Here is a 20,476-nt window from a genome sequence, read left to right as displayed (position 1 = left end):
AATTATGGTTCCGACAAAAAAAACAATGATCTTGTACTAAAGCAACGATGGTTGCCTTCCGGAAAGATCCTTCGCATCCTTGCAGAAATGTGAGAAGTCCGTATATCCAAAATCAAAAGCATTGAATTTGTAGCCTTGGACCTTGTAGGATTTAAGCGCCGATTTAAAACGCAAGGCTTTCTGATAGAACTTCGGAGAAACACCTAGCTCTTCAAGAAAATAGCGCCTAGCGGAGGCATACGTTATATTGTTCCTAGCGCAAAGCCTTTCAATACTTTCAGGTTCTGTATAAGCTGAATTACTGAGTTGATTGATCATCGTGGCAACCTGCTTCTGCTTATAGGTGAAGATATTGGAAAGACAAAATTTTTTCAGATAATTTTCAATGGTCCAGACGCGTTCCTGAAACGTTGCCAGTGTAAGGAACTGATCCGATGAAAAGCCTTTTAATTTATGAGAAATATCAATTTGATTATTGAGTACTTCTGCTGCCGGATAGTTGAATATCAAACTCCTTGCATTTGCTTTGAGCTTCACATAGAAAATCTTACTAGACCGGGGATATAACCCCGTGAATGCATCAGTTGTATTCCCTAGCAATGCAATTTGAGGAAGCCTGATCGTAGTGCCCGTTCGCTCGTTAATACTCGCGCCGGGTTGCCTCAGGTGAAAAGCCAACAAGGTGTTAACGGAAGGTAATCCTAAAATTTCTGTTGGTTTCTCGCCATTGTCAACTTCAAAGTAATATTCTACAAGCCATCTGAGGTCGGCTTGCGGATAGGCAAGTTTTAAAAAAGCAACCGACTCACTTTCGAATATTACCTTCTTCATGCTTTACATTAAACCTTCTTCTAACCGGTTCAGTAGTTCTAAACCAAATCCTGAAATACAATATCGTTCTTTTTTGTCGTTTAGCAATTTCTGTGTCCAATCAACAAAGCCGCCATCAGCAATTTCCAGCTCACGTCCGCTCTTTCTGATCATAATTTTAAATTGAACGCCCTGATAATAATTGTTGTCCTTCGCATGGTCATCCGTTTGAATCGCTATATCAGGGGCTTCTGTGTTTAAATGCGATGCAATCTTTGTCAGGAAGTCTGGTTGCACATAATTCTTTCTATTCAGAAGCCTGACGTAAAGGTCCTCAACGTTGAAAAGGTTTTTAAGTACAACGGATAATGTAAGTATATGATCGGCTATCGCTGCTTTTTCAAAGGTATAGTCCCCTGCATCACGACCAGATGTTACAAGGCAACCGATGGTAAAGTGTGGCGCAAAGCCCTTAATGTTCATCAGCTGTGCTCTGACATGCCGTTGTACTGCACAACATTTTATCGTTCTATGTTTCTCCTTCTTAGACTTACTCTTTTTCCTGGTTGATGCAATTTCGAGTGCCAGCGCGTTGGTAGCATCTGATAGTACTTCTGTACCACGCAATGAAGACACAACTTTATCCTGGTTTACCATACCTACAGCAGAGCAGGTTCCTAATGGAACAAGGGGTGACAGGTGCTTCACTTCAAACCCTCTTGATGAAAAGAATTTAAGCGTGTCACACATTTTCTCTAATAACTTGATGTAGTCTGTTTCTGCAGGTTGCGTGAAGCGGTTCTTCTCATAAAGATTAAGAAGGTCTGGCGCAGTTAGTGTAGCAGTTCTCTCCCTGAATACTTCCAGTAGCAGGGTGTTCAACGCTGACCCTGATAGTTTGTTTGCTAGCAGATCTACTACATCAACGCCAACCTTTGCTTCTATTATCTTTGATATGCTATTGTCCATTAGGTTCGCACTTTAGCCATTAAAAAATCATTGAGAAATTTCTTGTTCTTAAGTACCGACATTTTTCTGATTCCTTCCACTTCAAATCCATTTTTTAGCAGAACTTGTTTTGATGCAGCGTTTGGTTCAAATACACCTGCATAAATCCTGTAGATATTCAGCTCGCTGAAGGAATAGTTGCATACAAGATTTACGGCCTCCGTCATAATACCCTTGTTGTGAAATTGTTTGCCTAACCAAAAGCCGATTTCTGCAGAATGCCGGTAAATATCGTGCTGCAATGTAAGGCTAATTATTCCTGCAAAGTTGTTCTGATAATATATTGCCCACGTCGGATCTTTAGAAGTATTGTTTACCATATTGATAAATCCAAGGGCGTGGTCCTCAGAATAGGGGTAGGGAAAAACATCTCTTAAATACATACTAATTTCCGGATCGTTTGCTTGCAGTGCTATATCACTGGCCATGCTCGTTTGAAGTGATCTTAAGGTAATTGCATTCTTACCGAATATCTCAATGTATTTCATACTGCAATCCTAATGAATCTCAGTCATTCTTTTGGTGTAAAAAACTTGCAAAAGGTGATGAGTATCCTGGATGTATTATACGTATGTTACTGTACTTTCAAAAAAGTTTGAAAGTTTAGAAACAAAAGATCGACTGTTTCGTACAATACAATGTAGGGCAGCGTTAGCAGGTAAAATTAAAATTTAGCTTATGGAAATAGCCGGATTAATTCTTTATCTTCTTATAACGGGTTATATTACTCTATATGTAGGACAGGTACTGTTTAAAAATGGGAGGCACTTCCTGATTCAAATGCTCGTACGGGAAGACCTGACCAATGCAGTAAACAGAATCTTATTAACGGGATACTACCTTGTTAATCTCGGCTATGTCTTCATCATGCTTACAAACCATCCTCCTATGAGGACACTGCATCATTTGATATCGGCCTTGTCAACATCGGTAGGAACGATCATGCTTACGCTGGGAACCATGCACTTCTTTAATATAGCCGTAGTCATTCTATGGAATAAATTGAATAACACCAAAAGAGTAACTATATGAATACATCACACGTTCTTTTCGCTTACCTCATCTATTTGCCTGTTACCATCGTGCTGACCTGGTATGTTGCTCATACCCTTTTTAAGAACGGAAGGATTTTTATGCTCGATATCTTTCATGGTAAAACAGAAATAGCAATGGCCACAAATAAGCTTTTTGAAGTAGGCTTTTACCTGCTCAATGTAGGGTTTGCACTTTGGATACTTGAGATCAGCTTCGAGCTGCGCTCAGCACAAGCGGTTGTTGAAGTTCTCAGTAAAAAGATCGGAGGTTTTTCTATTTACCTGGGGCTCATGCTATTCTTCAATCTCTATATGTTCTTTCGGGGCCGTAAAGCGGCACGTGCAAATGTAAAGCCTGTATTCGTACAAGATGCTGTGAAAATCAACGCTCCTGGTAGTCATTAGTATCCTAACGACTTCAGTATCATAACGACTTCTGTTAATATTTTTACCTGAAGGTTAAGGCGATACGGTGAACGTGTATTCATCGGTCGCCTTAATTATTCTTGACACGTACAAAACGAGTATCTTATTGAAGTTGTGCGCTACGCGATCTAACTTTCAACAAAATACATTCAGCTTGATTCTGTTCCACGCTATAAAGCATCATCTCGGTTATATAAAAAATACCATCAGGGGGTACACGATGGAGGAGATAGAACCGCAATTACTACGGATAGGTGGTTCGCAAATGGACCTTTACCACGGTCTGCTATCACCCGATAGAATCAGCGATGAAATAATTGAATACCTACAACAAAATTGCTTGTTAGAGAAGAACGTCTATCTCGAATGGCTTAATCAGAACGACGGATTCCGTTTATTGACCTTGTCAGATGGTTCGATATGGGTTTTACGGGAAGGAAAAGAAAAAGACAAGTATGTCCATGTGCATCCTGGAAGATATTCACCGCAGACCTTAAGGGTAAAGGCAAGTGTTTTAAAGACTGCTATTGCTGTAAAGATACATGTAAGAGACCACCCTGACATAACAGTGAATACGGAATTGTTGAATAAAATAAGGAAACTTATAAAGTTATCTCCTTTAAAAGGATTACAAGAGAGTAAACATCTGACCGATGTTTTGGCACTTTTATCTGGCAGGGAATCATTTAATGAATTAAAATAAGGACACGCTTCTGTATAAATGATTTTGATATTTTAAATGCGTGTTTCCGTTACAAATCTTCTATCTTTGTCTATCCAAAAGATCAATGAAATAAACAGACAGTGAACTACCTTTTGAATATTATTGAAACAAGGGTTTTCGCTTTTCTTCTACCTACCCGGACGTTTTCGCTCTTCTATTATTTTCGTGAGCTATGAAGTTTTAGAAGAAGTATCATAACGAGTCAAGCAATCAATTATCTAACTATATAAATCATGAAATTAAATACCCTCACACTTATTGTTTTAGTACTAACTGTACCTCTGATTTGTAGTGCCCAGGCAACGAAATTTGGTATAAAAGCAGGCATTAACCGGTCTACACTGGATAATGAAGGCTCTGATTTTGAAATGTTTGAAGCTCGTACTGGTTTCAGGGCAGGTGTACACGCATTGTTTAATCTCAAAGACAAATGGAATTTACGTGCAGAGTTGCTATACTCTAATGATGGGGCAAATTTTAAAGATACTGACCTCTATTTAAAATTAAATCAGCTTTCGCTGCCACTACTTGTTAATTATGCGTTTACTAATAGTGTAAGTCTGGAGTTGGGCCCTGAATTTAACTATATTATTCACGAAGATTCTAAGTGGTTCCTTGATGAACCTTCTCTTAGTAAAAAGTTCGATTACGGGGTAGCACTGGGTATAGAAGTAAAGCCTGTCAGCAGCCTAGGTGTATCTCTACGTAACTACTTCGGGTTTCGTTACCACGATGAATTTACGTCGCGTGATATTAATAACAATTTAACGGATCGTTTGAAAATTGCGCGAAGTAATGTGCTTTCGCTATCCCTCAATTATTATTTTATTCAATAGTGAACCGGACCGTTGTAACAGTATCTAACTTGTTAAGGCGTTACCGGTCCTGTTATGGTATTGTACTAATAATTAAGTTAAAACTGATACCCTTGTATACTCAGGCTGCTAATCGATCTAGCAGCATAGAATACTCTCCCAATAAATTGCTACTCTTTCTTCCTTCAAAGTTCAAATAAGAAAGAGTAGCAGCTTAGCTATCTTTCTTGGAAACCCCCTCTTTAGCGTTAACGCCTCACAGCATTCAATCATCCTACATTCTTCTCATCAATTTATAATATCCCAAGAGAAGCCTTTAAGCTCATTATAAAGCTCTGACTAATAGGTCAGTTAGGGTAAAAAGTGTCTTGCTTTCAGAATCAAAACAACAAAAATAGCGTCGATCTTTGTTTAGAATAATTCCAAATAGTTTAAAATCCTTACTTTTACGGCAAAATGTGGCATTCTGTCTTCCGACTAGGTTTAAGGCTGAATCAGGCAATTTGGCGGCTATTTCGACGCAGGATTGATAAAGGCGGCAGCCGCAGGAACAGCAGACTTTTTATTAAAGATTGAAATCTAAACGTTTTATATGATCCGAATATTCCAAACATCTCTACTGGTGCTTTGCATACTGGGAGGGGGTATGTCAAAAGCACAGTCAAAAAATACTTTACTCGATCAGGGCTTCTGGAAGTCCAAACCAGAGGTAGAGACTGTTAAGGCAGAAATAGCAAAAGGAAACAATCCTGCGCAGTTTAATGAAATGTCTTTTGATCCTACCGTTATAGCCATCAATAACGATGCACCAAACGCAACAATTAAATTTCTTTTAGACCAGGAGGGAAACAGTATTAAGAAGGTGACGCACGACAGTCGTATTTATCTCCATTGGGCCGCAAACAAGGGTAATGTTGAGATAGTAGAATATCTTCTGGCAAAAGGCTCTGATATAAACGCGGAAGATAGCCACAGTCTTACGCCAATTGCTTTTGCGGCCAATAACGGGCAAAGCAACGTTGCTGTATACGAATCCTTTTTTAAAGCGGGCCTCGACCCTAAGAAAAAATACAAAGAGGGTGCAACACTGCTGCTGATGGCTATTCCTAATGACAAAGATCTTACGCTTACCAACTACTTCATCTCAAAAGGTCTGTCGCTTACCGAAACCGATGCCAACGGCAATACTGCCTTTAATTATGCAGCAAGATCTGGTAATGTTCAGTTTCTAAAAACGCTGAAACAAAAAGGTGTAAAATATACAGATAACGCCCTCATCTTCGCCGCGCAGGGAACGCGACGGGCAGCAAACACGCTTGAAATTTATCAATATTTGATTGATGAATTAAAAGTAAAACCAACAGTTACAAACAAGGAAGGAGAAACAGTACTTCACATTCTCGCTCGCAAACCTAACCAGTCTGAGATCATTAAATACTTTTTAGATAAAGGGGTTGATGTAACCAAAACAGATAAAGAAGGAAATACGGCGCTGCTGAATGCTGCAGCAGGAAGAGATGTTGCTGCGGTAGAAACATTGTTGCCTAAGGTGAAAAACATCAATACAGTAAATACAAAAGGAGAGTCTGCATTAACAATGGCAGTAAAATCAGGTTCTGCTGATATGGTATCCCTGCTTTTGAATAAGGGCGCTGACGCAAATGTTAAAGACAAGGATGGTAATACACTCGCGTACTATCTTGTTCAATCTTACAGGCCGCAGAATGCCCGTGGTGGTTTTGCAGGACAAGGGCCGGACGACTTTAGCGCGAAATTGAAAATACTACAGGATAACAAGCTCGACTTTTCCGCACCTCAGGCGGGAAACAATTCGCTGTATCATGTTGCTGTAACTAAAAATGATGTAGCATTATTAAAAGCGCTGTCATCTCTGAATATCAACGTCAACACAAAGAACAAAGAAGGTGTAACGCCTTTGCATAAGGCAGCAATGATCTCCAAAGACGATTCAATGCTAAAATATCTGTTGTCTATAGGAGCGCAAAAGGATATTACTACCGAGTTTGACGAGACTGCTTATGCACTGGCAAAAGAAAATGAGTTTTTCACGAAGAATAACATTTCCGTTGAGTTTTTAAGATAGAACCATGAAGTTATTAATGAAATTGTGCCTGGTGTGCGTGATCACCTGTTTTTCCTTTCACGCGTCAGCCCAAAAAACGAAGTACAAGTGTTTACTACAGATGTCAAACTACATGGGCGAAGGCGCCTATGTGGTAGTATCACTCATTAATCCTAAAGGGGAATACGAAAAAACGCTGTATGTGATGGGTGATGACAAAGAGTGGTACAACAGTTTAAAAGAATGGTATAAGGTGTATTCGAAAAGACCTACGGATATCAGTGCAATCACAGGAGCTTCCGTTACAGGTGGCGATCGCAGCGTAACTACGTTTGAGATCGACAACACGAAGGTCAATAAAGGATATAAACTCCGTTTCGAAACTGCTGTAGAGGACCAGCAATATCATGTAGATGATGTCGAAATTGCATTGACTGACGAAGGGCTTGCTGCCAGAACAGAAGGCAAAGGGTACATCAGGTACGTAAAGCTCAGCAAGAGCGAATAGGAGTTTCATAAATGACACTTTCGGTATGGCGATATGCCCACCTCGCGTTGGCATTGTTCTCTTTTATTTTTCTGGCATTGGCTTCTGTTACGGGAGTAATACTGGCTGTCGATGCAGTTAGGGAGAGGGCGTCGCCATACCGTGCGGACAACATTGAAAACATAAGCCTTACAGAAACATTAACCGTGTTGCGTAAGGCTTATCCTGAAATCACGGAGATAAGCGTTGATCACAATCAGCATATTGTGTTGCAGGGCGTTGATGCAAATGGTGATGATGTAGAAGCATACATCAATCCGCGTACAGGAGCCTTATCGGGAAAGCCCGAAAAGAAGAGCGACTTCATTCAATGGATTACCGCTCTGCACCGCTCGCTTTTCCTTCATGAGGCCGGCAGATTTTTTATTGGCCTGAATGCTTTCCTGCTTATGCTCATTTCAGTCTCAGGTATCGCGCTTATCATTCAACGGCAGGAGGGTATACGGCGATTCTTTTCGCGAATTGTCAAAGACGACTTTGCGCAGTATTATCATGTCGTAACAGGCAGGTTAGCTCTTATTCCAATTTTTATCATTGCACTTAGCGGTACTTATCTATCGCTCGTGCGGTTTAATCTGCTGCCTCAGCCAAAGATCAATCACGAGGTTGAAACCGTTGCGTCTGATAGCCCTTCTGAAAAGAACATTGCTGATTTTGCAGTGTTTAGCAATACCATGCTTTCAGAAGTTCGAAAGATTGAATTTCCTTTTTCTGATGATCCTGATGAATATTACGTGCTGAAACTGAAAGACCGTGAAATGGTTATTGACCAATTTACGGGCAACGTTCTTAGTAACGTTCAGTACCCTTTTACAGCGCTCCTTGAAACCCTGAGCCTCGACCTCCATACTGGTCGCACAAGTATTGTGTGGGCTATTGTTCTCGCAATTGCGTCCTTAAATATTTTGTTTTTTATTTACTCGGGTTTCAGCATGACGGTACGGCGGATCGCAACGCGTATTACGAATAAGCACAAACCACACGAAAGCGAATTTATTCTTCTCGTTGGCTCCGAGAACGGGAGTACGTTGCGTTTTGCCAATGCTATTCATCAACAGCTTCTCGCTAATAAAAGAACATCTTTCCTAGCCGAGCTTAACAACTATGCTGTTTTTCCAAAGGCAAAGCATCTTGTGGTGTTCACCTCTACACATGGACTTGGACATGCTCCTTCTAATGCGAATAAACTCGTGTCACTCTTATCGAAAAATACGCAAACCCAGTCTGTTTATACTTCAGTGGTGGGGTTTGGATCACATGCATATCCTGACTTTTGTGGCTACGCCAGAACGGTAGATGAAGTGCTTGCACGTCAGCCATGGGCCGAACCACTCGTCACATTGCATACGGTAGACGATAAATCGCCTTTGCAGTTTACACAATGGGTAAAAGCGTGGAATGAAAAAACTGGACTTTCACTCACCACTGCGCCAGCGTTGTATAACGGTGTCCCTGAGGGTCTACGGAAAATGCACGTGCTGGAAAAAACAATGGTGGCCAGTAATGATGAGACGTTTCTATTAACATTAAAGCCTGATAGAAAAACTGTGTTTACTTCAGGAGATCTGCTTGCGATTTATCCTGACAATAATGGTAAAGAAAGGTTGTACTCCATCAGCAAGAGCAAGGGAAATATTCAACTTGCTGTAAAGCTCCATCCTTCAGGCTCTGGTTCTCGTTATTTGTATGACTTAAATCCTGGAGCTGTAATCAGCGCACGGATTGTTCATAACAAAGGATTCCATTTCCCGCAGCCTGCTCCTGCTGTAGCTTTGATTGCCAACGGTACTGGTATAGCACCTTTTCTTGGAATGGTTGAGCAGAACAAAAAGAAAACAGAAGTCCATTTATACTGTGGTTTTCGAAGAAGAACAGAATTAATACAACGCTATGAAGGTTTTGCTGATGAATACATGCAGAAGCAGCACCTCAAAACCTTTAACATCGCTTTTTCTCAGGAAGAAAACCATTGTTATGTAATGGACCTTATCAAAAGAGATGCTAAATTTTTTGTTAACCTTCTTGCTGTAGGAGGGGTTGTGATGATATGTGGTTCCCTTGCCATGCTGCAGGATGTTGAGGCTACCCTAGATCAAATATGTATTAAGCGATTTGGAGCAGGTATTGCAACGTATAAGTCGAGCGGACAAGTAGTTGCTGATTGTTATTGATCCACAATTATAATGATACGAGTATTTGTTGTTGGACTGAAGATGTTAATCGCAGTAGTGTTGTTATTGCAATGCTTAATGGGCAATGCGCAAGTACTGCGAAAGAGAACTACGTTATTGATGGGGGGGAGGTTTGATATTACAATTGTAGCTGAAGATTCTCTCACTTCAGAGAAGTATATTGATACGGTTATTGCAGAGATTGTACGGATCGAAAATCTTATCTCAGATTGGAAACCTGAAACACAGATATCCGAAGTTAACAGAAACGCGGGTATTCACCCTGTAAAAGTTGATCGGGAGGTTTTTGAGCTTACAAGAAGGGCGCTCCAGTTTTCTCAGATTACAAACGGTGCTTTTGACATCAGCTTTGCTGCCATGGACAGGATCTGGAAGTTTGACGGCTCTATGAAGGAGATGCCATCAGCGGAGGCTATTAAGAAATCAGTAGAGAAAGTGGGATACAAAAACATTATCCTGGATGGCGTATCATCTACCATCTTCTTAAAATTAGAAGGAATGAAGATTGGCTTCGGTGCACTGGGTGAAGGTTATGCTGCCGACAGATGTAGAGAGATGATGCTCGCAAAAGGAGTTAAGGCAGGTATTGTGAACGGATCAGGAGATATGAGCGCCTGGGGAAAACAACCAAATGGCGAGCCATGGAAGATAGGGATTACCAATCCGTTCAAAAAGAATAAACTTCTCGATGTAGTAACACTTCATGAAGGCGCCGTTACAACTTCTGGTAATTATGAAAAATTTGTCGTGTTCAACGGCAAGCGCTACTCGCATATTATCAATCCTTCAACAGGATATCCTGCTACCGGTCTTGCCAGTGTAACGGTATTTGGCCCAAGCGCTGAAATGGCTAATGGTTTCAGTACCTCACTGATGGTGTTGGGCAGCAAGGCGGGACTTGTCTTGTTAAAGAAGTACCCTGAATACCATTGCATCATGATTACCGATAAGGGAAAGGTGATTAGATCAAAGAACAAATAGGTTGAAAACACAACCACCTTATCTATAACATTCCTCCAATAATTTTTTCTGAGTTAGCATGAAGCAAAGCTTCACAAGAATGTCTTTCAGACGAAAGAAGTAGAAGGATAAACAAAAAAGGTGGCCGTTGCCGGGCCACCTTTTACTATAATTAAACTATGAACTCTTATTTTAAATCAAAGCGATCAAGATTCATTACTTTGTTCCATGCAGCTACGAAGTCTTTTACAAACTTCTCCTGTCCATCTGAACAGCCATATACTTCCGCAATTGCTCTTAGCTCTGAGTTAGAACCAAAGATAAGATCAGCGCGGGTGGCAGTCCATTTTACAGAACCTGTTTTACGATCGCGACCTTCAAACACATTCTGAAATGCAGAGGTAGCACTCCATGTAACTCCGAAATCAAGAAGGTTTACAAAGAAGTCGTTAGTCAGTGTCTCAGGTTTTGTTGTGAACACACCGTGCTTCGATCCATCAAAGTTGGTGTTTAAAACACGCATACCGCCAACAAGTACAGTCATTTCAGGTGCAGTGAGTGTTAGCAACTGTGCTTTGTCTACCAACATGTTTTCAGCTGCAGCCTTGTGATGTAACTTGATGTAGTTTCTGAATGCATCTGCAGAAGGTTCAAGTACCTCAAATGATTCAACATCAGTTTGCTCCTGCGTAGCATCTACACGACCAGGTGTAAACGGTACTTTTACTTCAACACCTGCATTCTTTGCAGCTTTCTCAACACCAACACAACCTGCAAGAACAATAAGATCTGCGATGGATACTTGCTTGCCACCAGACTGCGCTGCATTAAATTCTTTCTGTATGCCTTCAAGTGTTTTTAACACTTTGCTTAACTGATCAGGATTATTTACTTCCCAGTTACGTTGTGGCTCAAGGCGAACACGTGCACCATTGGCACCACCACGTTTGTCAGAACCACGGAAGGTAGAAGCTGACGCCCATGCTGTAGACACTAATTGAGACACTGTAAGGCCTGAAGCAAGAACTTTGCTCTTCAGCGCCGCGATGTCGTTATCATCAATTAATTTATGTGTTACTGCAGGAAGTGGATCTTGCCAGATCAATTCTTCTTTTGGCACTTCAGGTCCTAGGTAACGTGCACGAGGCCCCATATCGCGGTGTGTTAGTTTAAACCACGCACGCGCAAATGCATCTTCAAACTCTTTAGGGTTTTCAAGGAAACGTCTTGAGATCTTCTCGTAAATAGGATCGAATCTAAGCGCAAGGTCAGTTGTAAGCATAACAGGCGTGTGGCGTTTTGATGGATCGTGTGCATCAGGCACGCTGTTAGCACCGCCATTATTCTTTGGCTTCCATTGTTTTGCTCCTGCAGGACTGGTAGTCAATTCCCATTCAAAGGCAAACAGGTTTTCAAAGAAGTTGTTGCTCCATTTTGTAGGTGTTGTAGTCCAGGCACCTTCAAGACCACTTGTGATAGTATCGCCAGCATTTCCTTTGCCAAATGTATTCTTCCAGCCAAGGCTTTGTTCTTCAATGCCCGCACCTGCAGGCTCAGCACCTACATACTTCGAAGGATCTGCAGCACCGTGTGTCTTACCGAAAGAGTGCCCTCCGGCAATAAGTGCTACGGTTTCTTCATCGTTCATTGCCATGCGACCAAATGTTTCCCGGATATCGCGCGCAGAAGCAACAGGATCAGGGTTTCCGTTAGGTCCTTCAGGGTTTACATAGATAAGACCCATTTGCACGGCGCCAAGCGGAGCCTCAAGCTCGCGTTGTGGTGTATAACGCTTGTCATCAAGCCAAGTAGTTTCAGAACCCCAATACACATCTTCCTGAGGTTCCCACACATCTTCACGTCCGCCGGCAAAGCCGAAAGTCTTAAAGCCCATAGATTCAAGTGCGCAGTTACCTGCAAGAATCATAAGGTCAGCCCAGGAGATTTTTTTACCATATTTTTGTTTAACAGGCCACAGAAGTAAGCGTGCCTTGTCAAGGTTAGCGTTATCAGGCCAGCTGTTAAGCGGGGCAAAACGCTGTTGGCCAGCACCTGCACCACCTCTACCATCGCCAACGCGGTAAGTACCAGCACTATGCCATGCCATACGAATAAAGAAAGGTCCGTAATGACCATAATCTGCTGGCCACCATTCTTGTGATGAAGTCATCAGTTCGAAGATGTCTTTCTTTACCGCTTTTAAATCCAGTGAATTAAATTCTTTAGCATAGTCAAAGCTTTCGCCCATCGGATCAGACAGGGAAGAATGCTGACGTAAGATGTTAAGTTTCAACTGATTTGGCCACCAGTCGCGGTTGCGTGTACCACCGCCGGCAGTTTGTTTAAGAGAGCCACCGTGAAACGGACATTTTACTTCGCTATCATTGACCTGCAATGATTTTTGGGTAGTAGGGATACTGTTTTCCATATTATTAGTAAGTGGATAATTACTGAGGTTTTTTCGAAATCACCCACAAGGATAGGGCTAATACCATTATAAATCAAATTGATTATCTTTATGATCTTATCATTATTATCTATAACTCACATGCAATTTGTGATGCATTACTGGTTTTAGAACAGATTAAGGTTGCGCGTATGAAGCGATTAGAGCCTTTTACTGGCAATCTTGCTTTTTCGCCGACTGCCCAGTTACTTGATTCTTTAGTCTGCCTCCCTTGTGGCTCCCATTTCCCATCAGTCTTCCTTGTGCCATTCTTCTGCGATTGTTCTATCAACCTTCATAAAAAGGCCTTTTTATTGAAGAATCAGCGAATTATCAGTGAAATACCACAGAATCTATACTGATTTCACACCGTACCCAGTCTACTGGCGCACTGAATAAAATAATTAACGATTTTTTTACTCCGTGTATGGAATGCGGAGTGCGAACATATTTTTGTTCTGACGATATTAAAAAAGTGACAACAATAAAAAATGTAAAGTTATGGGAAAAATTATTGACAATCAGATTACGGGCTCATTTAGCGGAAAATTTGGAGATGACCTTGTTTTTAAAAGGTATGGCAACAAGACCTTTTTTAGTAGGAAAGGGAAGAATAAAACACCTGCCAGCGCCGAGCAACTTAAAAAGAGAGCCATGTTCACGGAAGCGCATTTTTATGCCGATGTTACATTAAGGGAACCGGAGAAAAACGAGTGGTACACCATTGTAGCAGAAGTCAATGGTTTAAGAACCGCTCAACAGGCCGTAGTAAAAGATTTTATGACGATGCCTGAAATTGAAGATGTGGATATAAAACCCTATAAGGGAAAGGTAGGGGATGTAATTCTGATGACACCGAAAATGCGCTTGAAGATTACGAAGGTTGAGGTTTCGATTTATGATGCCACCGGAAATATGATTGAGTCAGGATTGGCAACAAAGAAAGGCTTTAACTGGGAGTATAAGGCTACAGTTGTTAATCCAAATCCAGAACGGTGCAGGGCTGAGATTGTTAGTTACGATAGGTTTGATAAGACACATTGGAAGGTGGTAGGATTTTGAATTGGAGTTTGTGGAGGTCTGAGGGCGATGACTTAATGACTAGTGGTTTTATACGAATCAAATCCTGGAATTTTTAAATGGGGCCTTTTTTTGCAAAAGGGATAGTAGCGGCACCCCGCAGTTGGGGTTAGGCATGAGCGTAGGCACGAGGAGTATAGCGAATAGCCCGACCCGGAGTGAGGGTTGAAACTGCGTGATGGAAGCGAAGGGATTTGCCCAAACTAATTAAATTCTTTTCCTATGGGCTTTTGCCTTCAAATGGAGACGCTTTTAGTTCGTTAGTATACATTAGGCAACAAGGATTTGCAATCGGAGTGGCGTTTCGCACGACTCTGAAATTTTTAGCAAGGGAAGTAATCTTGTTAACCCTTACTTTTTATTTATATAACTAACCGATATGCAGTGAACAGACTTCCTCATATTGTATCCATTTGCAAGTAAATGCACGAACACACACCGTTGAAGTGAGATAAGCAAAATCACTATATTTGGGCGAGCCCCTTTTGCAAGTAAGCAGTGTTCAGGTATACGAGGGGTAATCAATTACTAAACAGGTTTGTGAATCATGTATGATGCGCTGAGGAAATACATTAACAATTATACATCCTCTATTATTTCTGATGAGGAGTTTGAGCATTATTACGAAGCGTTTACTCCGCGAACAGTTAAGAAGAGGCAGTTCATTTTGCATGAAAATAGTGTTTGCCAAACCAGTGCTTTTATTGTGAAAGGTGCAATGCGCCAGTATACAATTGATAGTAAGGGTGTAGAGCATATTGTGAGGCTTGGTATAGAAAACTGGTGGATGAGTGACAGGGAAAGCTTTGCGATGGCCACGCCATCTCCCTATAATATTGATGCGGTTGAAGATTGTGACTTGTTAGTTACTACCAACGAGCAGCTAACGAAATTAAGAGCAGTGTCTCCTTTGTTTATAAAAACATTGCATGAACTGGATCTGCGATATTTCATCAGTTCACAAAACAGGATTCAGGCAACGCTTTCGTTTTCTGCAGAAGAGAAGTTTACACATCTGATGAAAACTTATCCTGAATTTCTGCAACGCTTTCCGCAAAACATGATTGCCTCTTATCTCGGTATTACCCCTGAAACATTAAGTCGCGTTAGAAAACAGGCACTTTCAAAATAATTAATACTTTGCTAAAAAAGTCTATGCATCGCAGGTCATTTATTAAAACCGCATCGGTAGGGGCACTCACTCTTTGTGGTGTGCCTTATGCTTTTCCAAAAGGAAAAACGCATTTGGTAACGCTGAGCTTTGATGATGGTTTTAAGAGATCATTTTACAAGACGGCAGATATATTTGAAGAATTTGGACTAAAGGCTTGCCTGAATGTAATAGCTTCTGGCCACTTATCCTCCTTTAAAGCTCCCGATCAATGGATACGGCCGGAGTTGTTGGGTAATTTTGATGATTGGAACAGATTGCAGGAGCGAGGTCATGAAATCATGCCTCACAGCTGGGATCACGTTAATCTAGCCAAAATACCTTATACGGAGGCAACTTTACTTATTGATAAGTGCCTCGATTATTTTGAACAACATCTTGAAGGATTCAAGAGTACTGAATCCGTTTATAATTTCGCGTTTAACGCTTCTACACCTGAGCTCGACGCGTATGCTTTGTCAAAGGTAAAAGCAGTGCGTACGAATGGCGAGCGAGCGGTCAATCCAATTCCTAAAAAGGGGGGTGGAATGCGTATAGGATGTAAATCAAAAGGCCCTGAAAATATTGATCACTGGGTTGAAGAACAGGTAAATAATTTTCTAAAAACAGAAGGTGGATGGCTTGTATTAAATACCCATGGTCTTGATAAGGAGGGATGGGGGCCGATGAGCAGTGCATATTTAAGAAAACTACTCAAACGCCTCGTACAGGTAGATTCGCTCTCCATTATTGCTGCAGGAGCGGTTTTAGCAATGCAGAACAAGTAATTTTATGCAACATATTATTTGCGTTTAAGCCACAGACAAACGCTGCTTTAAAGTTTGATGTTTACTCTAAAGCGTAAACTCTTGATATAGATCAAGTCTCTTTCTTATTTTTTATCATTTTATACTGATCCCGTTGCCTACACTTTTGTGCTATAATAACGCATGTAACGAAGGCATTTATGGCGACAATGTGGATAGTTGACCGCGACCATTCGGAGGTGAAGTTTAAGGTAAAATACCTGGGCATTTCTTCGCTGACGGGATGCTTTAATGATTTCTCGGGAGTGGTCCTTGCAGGAGAAAATTTCTCAAGTGCACATACCTGGTTTGAGGTTAATGTCTGCTCCATCTTCACCAATAATGAAAGACGTGATGCACATCTGAAAAGCCCTGATTTTTTTGATGTGGCCAGGCATCCTGTCATTTCTTTCTGCAGTGATGTGTTGAAAATACAGCACGATAACAGGTTCGAGCTAAATGGTGACCTGTTGATAAAAGATAATGTAATGCCAATTACGTTATCTGTAACCTATGCTGGTACTACCACAGATCCGTGGGGAAACACGAAGGCAGGGTTTGAAGTGCGAGGATTGCTAAATAAGAAACAGTGTGGCTTAAAATGGAATGCGACAACAGGTGCAGGAGCCAGGGTTGTGAGTGAAGACGTCATATTGTCAATCAACATGCAGCTATTAAAGCAGTCGGAACAAAACGCGGCTAAAGTATCAAGAATTGATAACAGATTATCATAAACGTAAACAATAACATAGTATGATTAAAATAGCAATAGTTTTAGGAAGTACAAGACCTGGTAGAAATGGCGAGGCAGTGGCGAATTGGGTGTTTGAGCATTCGAAAAACAGAACAGATGCTCAATTTGAGTTGATCGATATAAAGGACTTTGATCTTCCATTACTGGATGAGGCTGCAGCACCATATCTTGGTCTTTACACAAAAGCTCATACAAAACGATGGTCTGAAACGATTGCTTCTTTTGACGCATATGTATTTGTAACTCCGGAATACAATTATTCTACATCAGCGGCGCTTAAGAATGCTATTGATTTTCTATATAAAGAATGGAATAATAAGGTGGCAGGATTTGTGGGTTATGGAGGCAGTGGCGCTATCAGAGCGGTTGAGCATTTAAGGCTTATTATGGGTGCACTTAAAGTAGCAGATGTTCATACACAAGTATCGCTTTCACTTTTTACTGATTTTGAAAACTTTCAGGTTTTTAAGCCTGCCTCTGTTCACTTACAAAAATTAAATGAGATGATTGATCAGATAGTTATGTGGTCAAAGGCAATGAAAGGATTACGTATGGAGATGGTATCCTGATTTTTAAATCAATTACTTCGATTTTAAGAATTGGAACGGCGAGCTATTGGAGTTTGTGGGGTATCTCCTGTATGGCAGGCCGTTCTCTTTTTGTTGAAATTTTTATTGTTGATGAATGAGATACTATTCCGGGCACCTCGATAAAAAGTAATAACTTTGCAAATAGAACGAAAGCAGAAGGCGGTGTTTTGCGGTTTAAAAATCACTTACTAGCTAACGGAGGAAGTATGAATGATGAAGGTTTTTCACGTATAGGAATGTCAGCAGCGAACTTCAAATCTGCGATGCACAATGTTGAATTTGAAGGAGATGAGGTGGTTACAATCCAAACAGGAGAATCATTGTTGGAAGCGTCTCTTAGAGCTGGGATTCAGCATTTGCATGTCTGCGGGGGAAAAGGTAAGTGTTCTACATGCCGAGTGCTAATTCTTGAGGGCCATAGCAATTTATCAGCTCCAAACAACAAAGAGAAACAGTTAAACAAAAAGCTCTCTTTTCTACCTGATATCCGGCTAGCATGTCAGACAACGGTGCAGGTTGGTACAGTAAAGTTAAAACGCATTATACGGGATGACTCAGACATAGGGTATTACGTGGGGAAAGACGCTGTGCAAACACCACAGCAAATAGGAGAGGAGTTAGAGATGGTTCTTCTCTTTTTCGACATACGCAACTTCACTACCTTTTCTGAAGCCCACTTTCCCTTTGATGTGATTCATGTAATCCGCAAGCTTTTCTCTGTGTTTCAAACTATCTTAGAGAGCCACGGTGGTAAAATAATTGAGTTGATGGGTGATGGCTTCTATGCGGTGTTCCAATGTGAAAGTGATATACATGCTGCCGTTAGAGATGCTGTTCAGGCAGGTTTATCAATATTGGAAAAGCTTAATTCCTTAAATGAATCCTATTTTAAACCGCACTTCATGCATATTATTCAAGCAGGAATCGGTGTGCATGTGGGAAAAGTAATCAGCGGTGAAATAGAACTGAATTCTATCAGTCACCGGTTTGTAATGGGGTCGCCAGTAAACATTGCTTCAAGGTTGCAAAACGCAACAAAGGAGCTTAACAATAGCTTTATTATATCTTCTGAAGTACATAACCATTTGCCAGCAAGTATGCAAAGTAATCGATCAGCATTTGTAAACCTGAAGGGAGTAAATGGTGATGTAAGGGTGTTTCTTATGGGTACTCCGTATAATCCATAACAACTACCCTTTATAACTGTGCAATACCATTCCGATGATTACCAGTGCCATTCCAATCATTGCATAAATATCAGGTAAGGCACTGTTTAATAGCCATATTTCTCCTGCGAGCGCAAAAACTACTTCAGCAGATTGCGTCGCCTCTACTGCAGCCAGAGCCTTCTCATCGGTACTAACTTTGTCTGTAGCAAAGAAGAATAAAGCGGTAGCAATTACGCCTGAAGATATTGCAACAAGAAAGGTTTGGGTATACTGACTCTTCTCCGGGGTGGTATGTGCTACAAACAATTCATAGCTACTTAACAGAAACCAGAAAGGCATGCTGCAGATGAGCATTCCGAGTATTCTTTGATACACATCAATCCTTCCTCTTGTAAGTTGCATCATCATTCTGTTGCCGAGAGGGTAAGCAAATGCAGCGATGAGTACCGGTAGTATTCCCAGTAAAAAACTATTCAACGAGAATGATTCCGCATGGCTTACCTGCATAATGATAATGCCAAGAAGTATAACTCCTGAGAACAATAAGGATGAGAGAAGGTTCGATCGTTCTCCGGATGAATGGATTAGAGGAGATAAAATTATTCCGGCAATTATTGTAAACTGCCATGTGCTTGCTACTAGCCATGAAGGTCCATAAGCGGCGCCAAATGTAAGAGATGCATAGAAAATGCCGAATCCAACTGTACTCCAGAGGATCCATTGCTTTATGTCTAGTTTTATTTCCGCTATTAATGCTTTGAAATTGCGACGGTATGCAACGATTATTAGAAATAGCGGGAGCATCCAGTAGAAACGGAGGGATGCACTCCATACCCAGCTACCGCCTTCTAAAGACATGACTCTATTGACAACAAACGTGATGGCAAAGAATAAAGACGATAACAGGCCCAGTACAATGGCTGTCTTTCTTACGGATGGCATAATGAGATGTGATGGTTGTATTAAATGAATAATGAGAAGGATATATGCTGATGTTACACCTTGTTCGTTCCGAGATACTTGGTTCGAAATCCTGAGGGAGATTCACCCGTTTTTACCTGAAATTGCCTGCTGAAATATGCAGGATCTTCATAGCCTAGTTCATGAGCAATTTCCTTTGCCGTCATTGTAGTGTGTACCAGTAGTCTTTTTGCTTCAAGAATTATTCTGTTTTTAATTACCTCATTGGGCTGAGGTAGTTTCATACGTTTGAATTTATGGGTGACTGTTTTTGGTGCCATTGCCAGAACATCGGCGTAATCGGCAACACTGTGCTTCTTCTTGTAGTGCGCATCTACCAGAAGCGTAAACTTTCTAAAGAACTCAACATCATTGTTTTGCTCTACAACACTTTTTTCAAGATGCTGTTTCTTCCATAGCCGTGTGGCTTTAATGAGCAGTTGCTTTAAGTATGTGCGAATCATTTCTTCCAGGGAAGTGTCTCCAAGCTTAAATTCGTCTTCCATTTGTTGAAAAAGGTAATTGATAAAAGCTACTTCTTCTTTTGTCACATTGACCAAAGGCATATTGTTGATGTTGTTAAACAATAAACCATCGCAAGCTACTTCGTTGTCATGTATCTGAATGCAATAGAAATCGCGGTTGTAGAAGATCAGGTATCCTACTTCTGAGCCAAACTTGTCAATCTTCAAGAATTGATTGGGAGCTACAAAGAAAAGCGAAGGCTGACGTGTTTCATATGCTGCAAAGTCTACTGTAAGCCTATAACCTTTTGGGAGGTATATTACTTTGATGTATTGCTTATAGGCGTCGCTATTAAGGGTGTCAGCGCTTTCAGCATTTACATAGGCAAGTCCCAATCTTTTAAGACTACTTGCAAAGAGATGAGGCTTATTCATGAGAAGGGATAATTTGTATGAAA

The 20,476-nt window shown here is 41.0% G+C and carries 20 protein-coding genes; 14 read left to right on the top strand and 6 right to left on the bottom strand.

Features of this window, described 5'->3' with window-relative positions; genetic code table 11:
* Window positions 1-36 precede the first annotated feature (36 nt).
* Genes KK060_RS12515 through KK060_RS12505 form a run of 3 tightly spaced genes read right to left on the bottom strand, consistent with a single transcriptional unit; the run spans window position 37 to window position 2,306 of the window.
* A complete protein-coding gene (locus KK060_RS12515) occupies window positions 37-831 on the bottom strand; it encodes a helix-turn-helix domain-containing protein (protein ID WP_254154077.1) in 795 nt (264 codons plus the stop codon).
* A gap of 3 nt (window positions 832-834) precedes the next feature.
* On the bottom strand, window positions 835-1,779 hold the full coding sequence (locus tag KK060_RS12510) for a hypothetical protein (RefSeq protein WP_254154076.1): 945 nt from the start codon (window positions 1,777-1,779) through the stop codon (window positions 835-837).
* A complete protein-coding gene (locus KK060_RS12505) occupies window positions 1,779-2,306 on the bottom strand; it encodes a GNAT family N-acetyltransferase (protein ID WP_254154075.1) in 528 nt (175 codons plus the stop codon). The genes KK060_RS12510 and KK060_RS12505 overlap by 1 nt, the downstream gene beginning before the upstream one ends.
* A gap of 190 nt (window positions 2,307-2,496) precedes the next feature.
* On the opposite strand from KK060_RS12505, the gene KK060_RS12500 reads away from it, so the two are divergent.
* The 8 genes from KK060_RS12500 (at window position 2,497) to KK060_RS12465 (ending at window position 10,620) form a co-directional block, all read left to right on the top strand.
* Window positions 2,497-2,850 carry a hypothetical protein gene (locus tag KK060_RS12500; protein WP_254154074.1) on the top strand — a complete coding sequence of 118 codons (354 nt, stop codon included), beginning with the start codon at window positions 2,497-2,499 and terminating at the stop codon, window positions 2,848-2,850.
* Window positions 2,847-3,257: a hypothetical protein gene (locus tag KK060_RS12495; RefSeq protein ID WP_254154073.1), complete on the top strand. Its 411-nt coding sequence runs from the start codon at window positions 2,847-2,849 to the stop codon at window positions 3,255-3,257. The genes KK060_RS12500 and KK060_RS12495 overlap by 4 nt, the downstream gene beginning before the upstream one ends.
* A 175-nt stretch (window positions 3,258-3,432) precedes the next feature.
* A complete protein-coding gene (locus KK060_RS12490; RefSeq protein ID WP_254154072.1) occupies window positions 3,433-3,981 on the top strand; it encodes a hypothetical protein in 549 nt (182 codons plus the stop codon).
* Window positions 3,982-4,235: 254 nt separating this feature from the next.
* On the top strand, window positions 4,236-4,838 hold the full coding sequence (locus KK060_RS12485; RefSeq protein WP_254154071.1) for a porin family protein: 603 nt from the start codon (window positions 4,236-4,238) through the stop codon (window positions 4,836-4,838).
* A gap of 571 nt (window positions 4,839-5,409) precedes the next feature.
* Complete coding sequence (locus tag KK060_RS12480) at window positions 5,410-6,921, top strand: ankyrin repeat domain-containing protein (protein WP_254154070.1); 1,512 nt, start codon at window positions 5,410-5,412, stop codon at window positions 6,919-6,921.
* Window positions 6,922-6,925: 4 nt separating this feature from the next.
* Window positions 6,926-7,408: a DUF2271 domain-containing protein gene (locus KK060_RS12475; RefSeq protein ID WP_302180067.1), complete on the top strand. Its 483-nt coding sequence runs from the start codon at window positions 6,926-6,928 to the stop codon at window positions 7,406-7,408.
* An 11-nt stretch (window positions 7,409-7,419) separates the two neighbouring features.
* On the top strand, window positions 7,420-9,618 hold the full coding sequence (locus KK060_RS12470; protein ID WP_254154068.1) for a PepSY domain-containing protein: 2,199 nt from the start codon (window positions 7,420-7,422) through the stop codon (window positions 9,616-9,618).
* Window positions 9,619-9,630: 12 nt separating this feature from the next.
* On the top strand, window positions 9,631-10,620 hold the full coding sequence (locus KK060_RS12465; RefSeq protein ID WP_254154067.1) for an FAD:protein FMN transferase: 990 nt from the start codon (window positions 9,631-9,633) through the stop codon (window positions 10,618-10,620).
* 166 nt (window positions 10,621-10,786) lie between these two features.
* On the opposite strand, the gene katG is transcribed toward KK060_RS12465, so the two are convergent.
* Window positions 10,787-13,027, bottom strand: a complete 2,241-nt coding sequence (gene katG / locus KK060_RS12460; protein WP_254154066.1) for a catalase/peroxidase HPI — start codon at window positions 13,025-13,027, stop codon at window positions 10,787-10,789.
* A 519-nt stretch (window positions 13,028-13,546) separates the two neighbouring features.
* Between katG and KK060_RS12455 the strand changes: the two genes are divergently transcribed.
* The 6 genes from KK060_RS12455 (at window position 13,547) to KK060_RS12430 (ending at window position 18,612) form a co-directional block, all read left to right on the top strand.
* Window positions 13,547-14,107 carry a U32 family peptidase C-terminal domain-containing protein gene (locus KK060_RS12455; protein WP_254154065.1) on the top strand — a complete coding sequence of 187 codons (561 nt, stop codon included), beginning with the start codon at window positions 13,547-13,549 and terminating at the stop codon, window positions 14,105-14,107.
* A gap of 565 nt (window positions 14,108-14,672) precedes the next feature.
* Entirely contained in the window at window positions 14,673-15,257 is a 585-nt protein-coding gene (locus KK060_RS12450; RefSeq protein WP_254154064.1) for a Crp/Fnr family transcriptional regulator, read from the top strand.
* A 23-nt stretch (window positions 15,258-15,280) separates the two neighbouring features.
* Window positions 15,281-16,063, top strand: coding sequence for a polysaccharide deacetylase family protein (locus KK060_RS12445; RefSeq protein WP_254154063.1), 783 nt, complete (start codon window positions 15,281-15,283; stop codon window positions 16,061-16,063).
* Window positions 16,064-16,242: 179 nt separating this feature from the next.
* Window positions 16,243-16,815 carry a YceI family protein gene (locus tag KK060_RS12440; protein WP_254154062.1) on the top strand — a complete coding sequence of 191 codons (573 nt, stop codon included), beginning with the start codon at window positions 16,243-16,245 and terminating at the stop codon, window positions 16,813-16,815.
* Between the two features lie 19 nt (window positions 16,816-16,834).
* Window positions 16,835-17,404, top strand: a complete 570-nt coding sequence (locus tag KK060_RS12435; RefSeq protein ID WP_254154061.1) for an NADPH-dependent FMN reductase — start codon at window positions 16,835-16,837, stop codon at window positions 17,402-17,404.
* Window positions 17,405-17,631: 227 nt separating this feature from the next.
* Window positions 17,632-18,612 (top strand): adenylate/guanylate cyclase domain-containing protein, encoded by a 981-nt coding sequence (locus KK060_RS12430; RefSeq protein WP_254154060.1) that lies wholly within the window; start codon window positions 17,632-17,634, stop codon window positions 18,610-18,612.
* A 3-nt stretch (window positions 18,613-18,615) separates the two neighbouring features.
* Here KK060_RS12430 and KK060_RS12425 read toward each other — a convergent pair whose 3' ends face one another.
* Window positions 18,616-19,536: a DMT family transporter gene (locus tag KK060_RS12425; RefSeq protein WP_254154059.1), complete on the bottom strand. Its 921-nt coding sequence runs from the start codon at window positions 19,534-19,536 to the stop codon at window positions 18,616-18,618.
* 53 nt (window positions 19,537-19,589) lie between these two features.
* The gene (locus KK060_RS12420; protein ID WP_254154058.1) at window positions 19,590-20,453 is read right to left on the bottom strand and encodes a helix-turn-helix domain-containing protein; all 864 of its coding nucleotides are present in this window, start codon (window positions 20,451-20,453) and stop codon (window positions 19,590-19,592) included.
* Between the last annotated feature and the right edge of the window lie 23 nt (window positions 20,454-20,476).

The sequence above is a fragment of the Chryseosolibacter indicum genome, assembly GCF_018598585.1.
GTDB classification, from domain to species: Bacteria; Bacteroidota; Bacteroidia; order Cytophagales; family Cyclobacteriaceae; genus Chryseosolibacter; species Chryseosolibacter indicus.
The sequence above is the reverse complement of the archived record's forward strand: the minus strand, read 5'-3'. Positions and strand labels throughout refer to the sequence as shown.

What these genes read in the sequence shown, in the direction of transcription:
- KK060_RS12430 (WP_254154060.1), top strand. Translation starts at nt 17,632, where the DNA reads ATGAATGATGAAGGTTTTTCACGTATAGGAATGTCAGCAGCGAACTTC.
- KK060_RS12495 (WP_254154073.1), top strand. Translation starts at nt 2,847, where the DNA reads ATGAATACATCACACGTTCTTTTCGCTTACCTCATCTATTTGCCTGTT.
- KK060_RS12440 (WP_254154062.1), top strand. Translation starts at nt 16,243, where the DNA reads ATGGCGACAATGTGGATAGTTGACCGCGACCATTCGGAGGTGAAGTTT.
- KK060_RS12435 (WP_254154061.1), top strand. Translation starts at nt 16,835, where the DNA reads ATGATTAAAATAGCAATAGTTTTAGGAAGTACAAGACCTGGTAGAAAT.
- KK060_RS12505 (WP_254154075.1), bottom strand. Translation starts at nt 2,306, where the DNA reads ATGAAATACATTGAGATATTCGGTAAGAATGCAATTACCTTAAGATCA.
- KK060_RS12465 (WP_254154067.1), top strand. Translation starts at nt 9,631, where the DNA reads ATGATACGAGTATTTGTTGTTGGACTGAAGATGTTAATCGCAGTAGTG.
- KK060_RS12485 (WP_254154071.1), top strand. Translation starts at nt 4,236, where the DNA reads ATGAAATTAAATACCCTCACACTTATTGTTTTAGTACTAACTGTACCT.
- KK060_RS12450 (WP_254154064.1), top strand. Translation starts at nt 14,673, where the DNA reads ATGTATGATGCGCTGAGGAAATACATTAACAATTATACATCCTCTATT.
- KK060_RS12475 (WP_302180067.1), top strand. Translation starts at nt 6,926, where the DNA reads ATGAAGTTATTAATGAAATTGTGCCTGGTGTGCGTGATCACCTGTTTT.
- KK060_RS12455 (WP_254154065.1), top strand. Translation starts at nt 13,547, where the DNA reads ATGGGAAAAATTATTGACAATCAGATTACGGGCTCATTTAGCGGAAAA.
- KK060_RS12420 (WP_254154058.1), bottom strand. Translation starts at nt 20,453, where the DNA reads ATGAATAAGCCTCATCTCTTTGCAAGTAGTCTTAAAAGATTGGGACTT.
- KK060_RS12510 (WP_254154076.1), bottom strand. Translation starts at nt 1,779, where the DNA reads ATGGACAATAGCATATCAAAGATAATAGAAGCAAAGGTTGGCGTTGAT.
- KK060_RS12470 (WP_254154068.1), top strand. Translation starts at nt 7,420, where the DNA reads ATGACACTTTCGGTATGGCGATATGCCCACCTCGCGTTGGCATTGTTC.
- KK060_RS12515 (WP_254154077.1), bottom strand. Translation starts at nt 831, where the DNA reads ATGAAGAAGGTAATATTCGAAAGTGAGTCGGTTGCTTTTTTAAAACTT.
- KK060_RS12500 (WP_254154074.1), top strand. Translation starts at nt 2,497, where the DNA reads ATGGAAATAGCCGGATTAATTCTTTATCTTCTTATAACGGGTTATATT.
- KK060_RS12480 (WP_254154070.1), top strand. Translation starts at nt 5,410, where the DNA reads ATGATCCGAATATTCCAAACATCTCTACTGGTGCTTTGCATACTGGGA.
- katG (WP_254154066.1), bottom strand. Translation starts at nt 13,027, where the DNA reads ATGGAAAACAGTATCCCTACTACCCAAAAATCATTGCAGGTCAATGAT.
- KK060_RS12445 (WP_254154063.1), top strand. Translation starts at nt 15,281, where the DNA reads ATGCATCGCAGGTCATTTATTAAAACCGCATCGGTAGGGGCACTCACT.
- KK060_RS12425 (WP_254154059.1), bottom strand. Translation starts at nt 19,536, where the DNA reads ATGCCATCCGTAAGAAAGACAGCCATTGTACTGGGCCTGTTATCGTCT.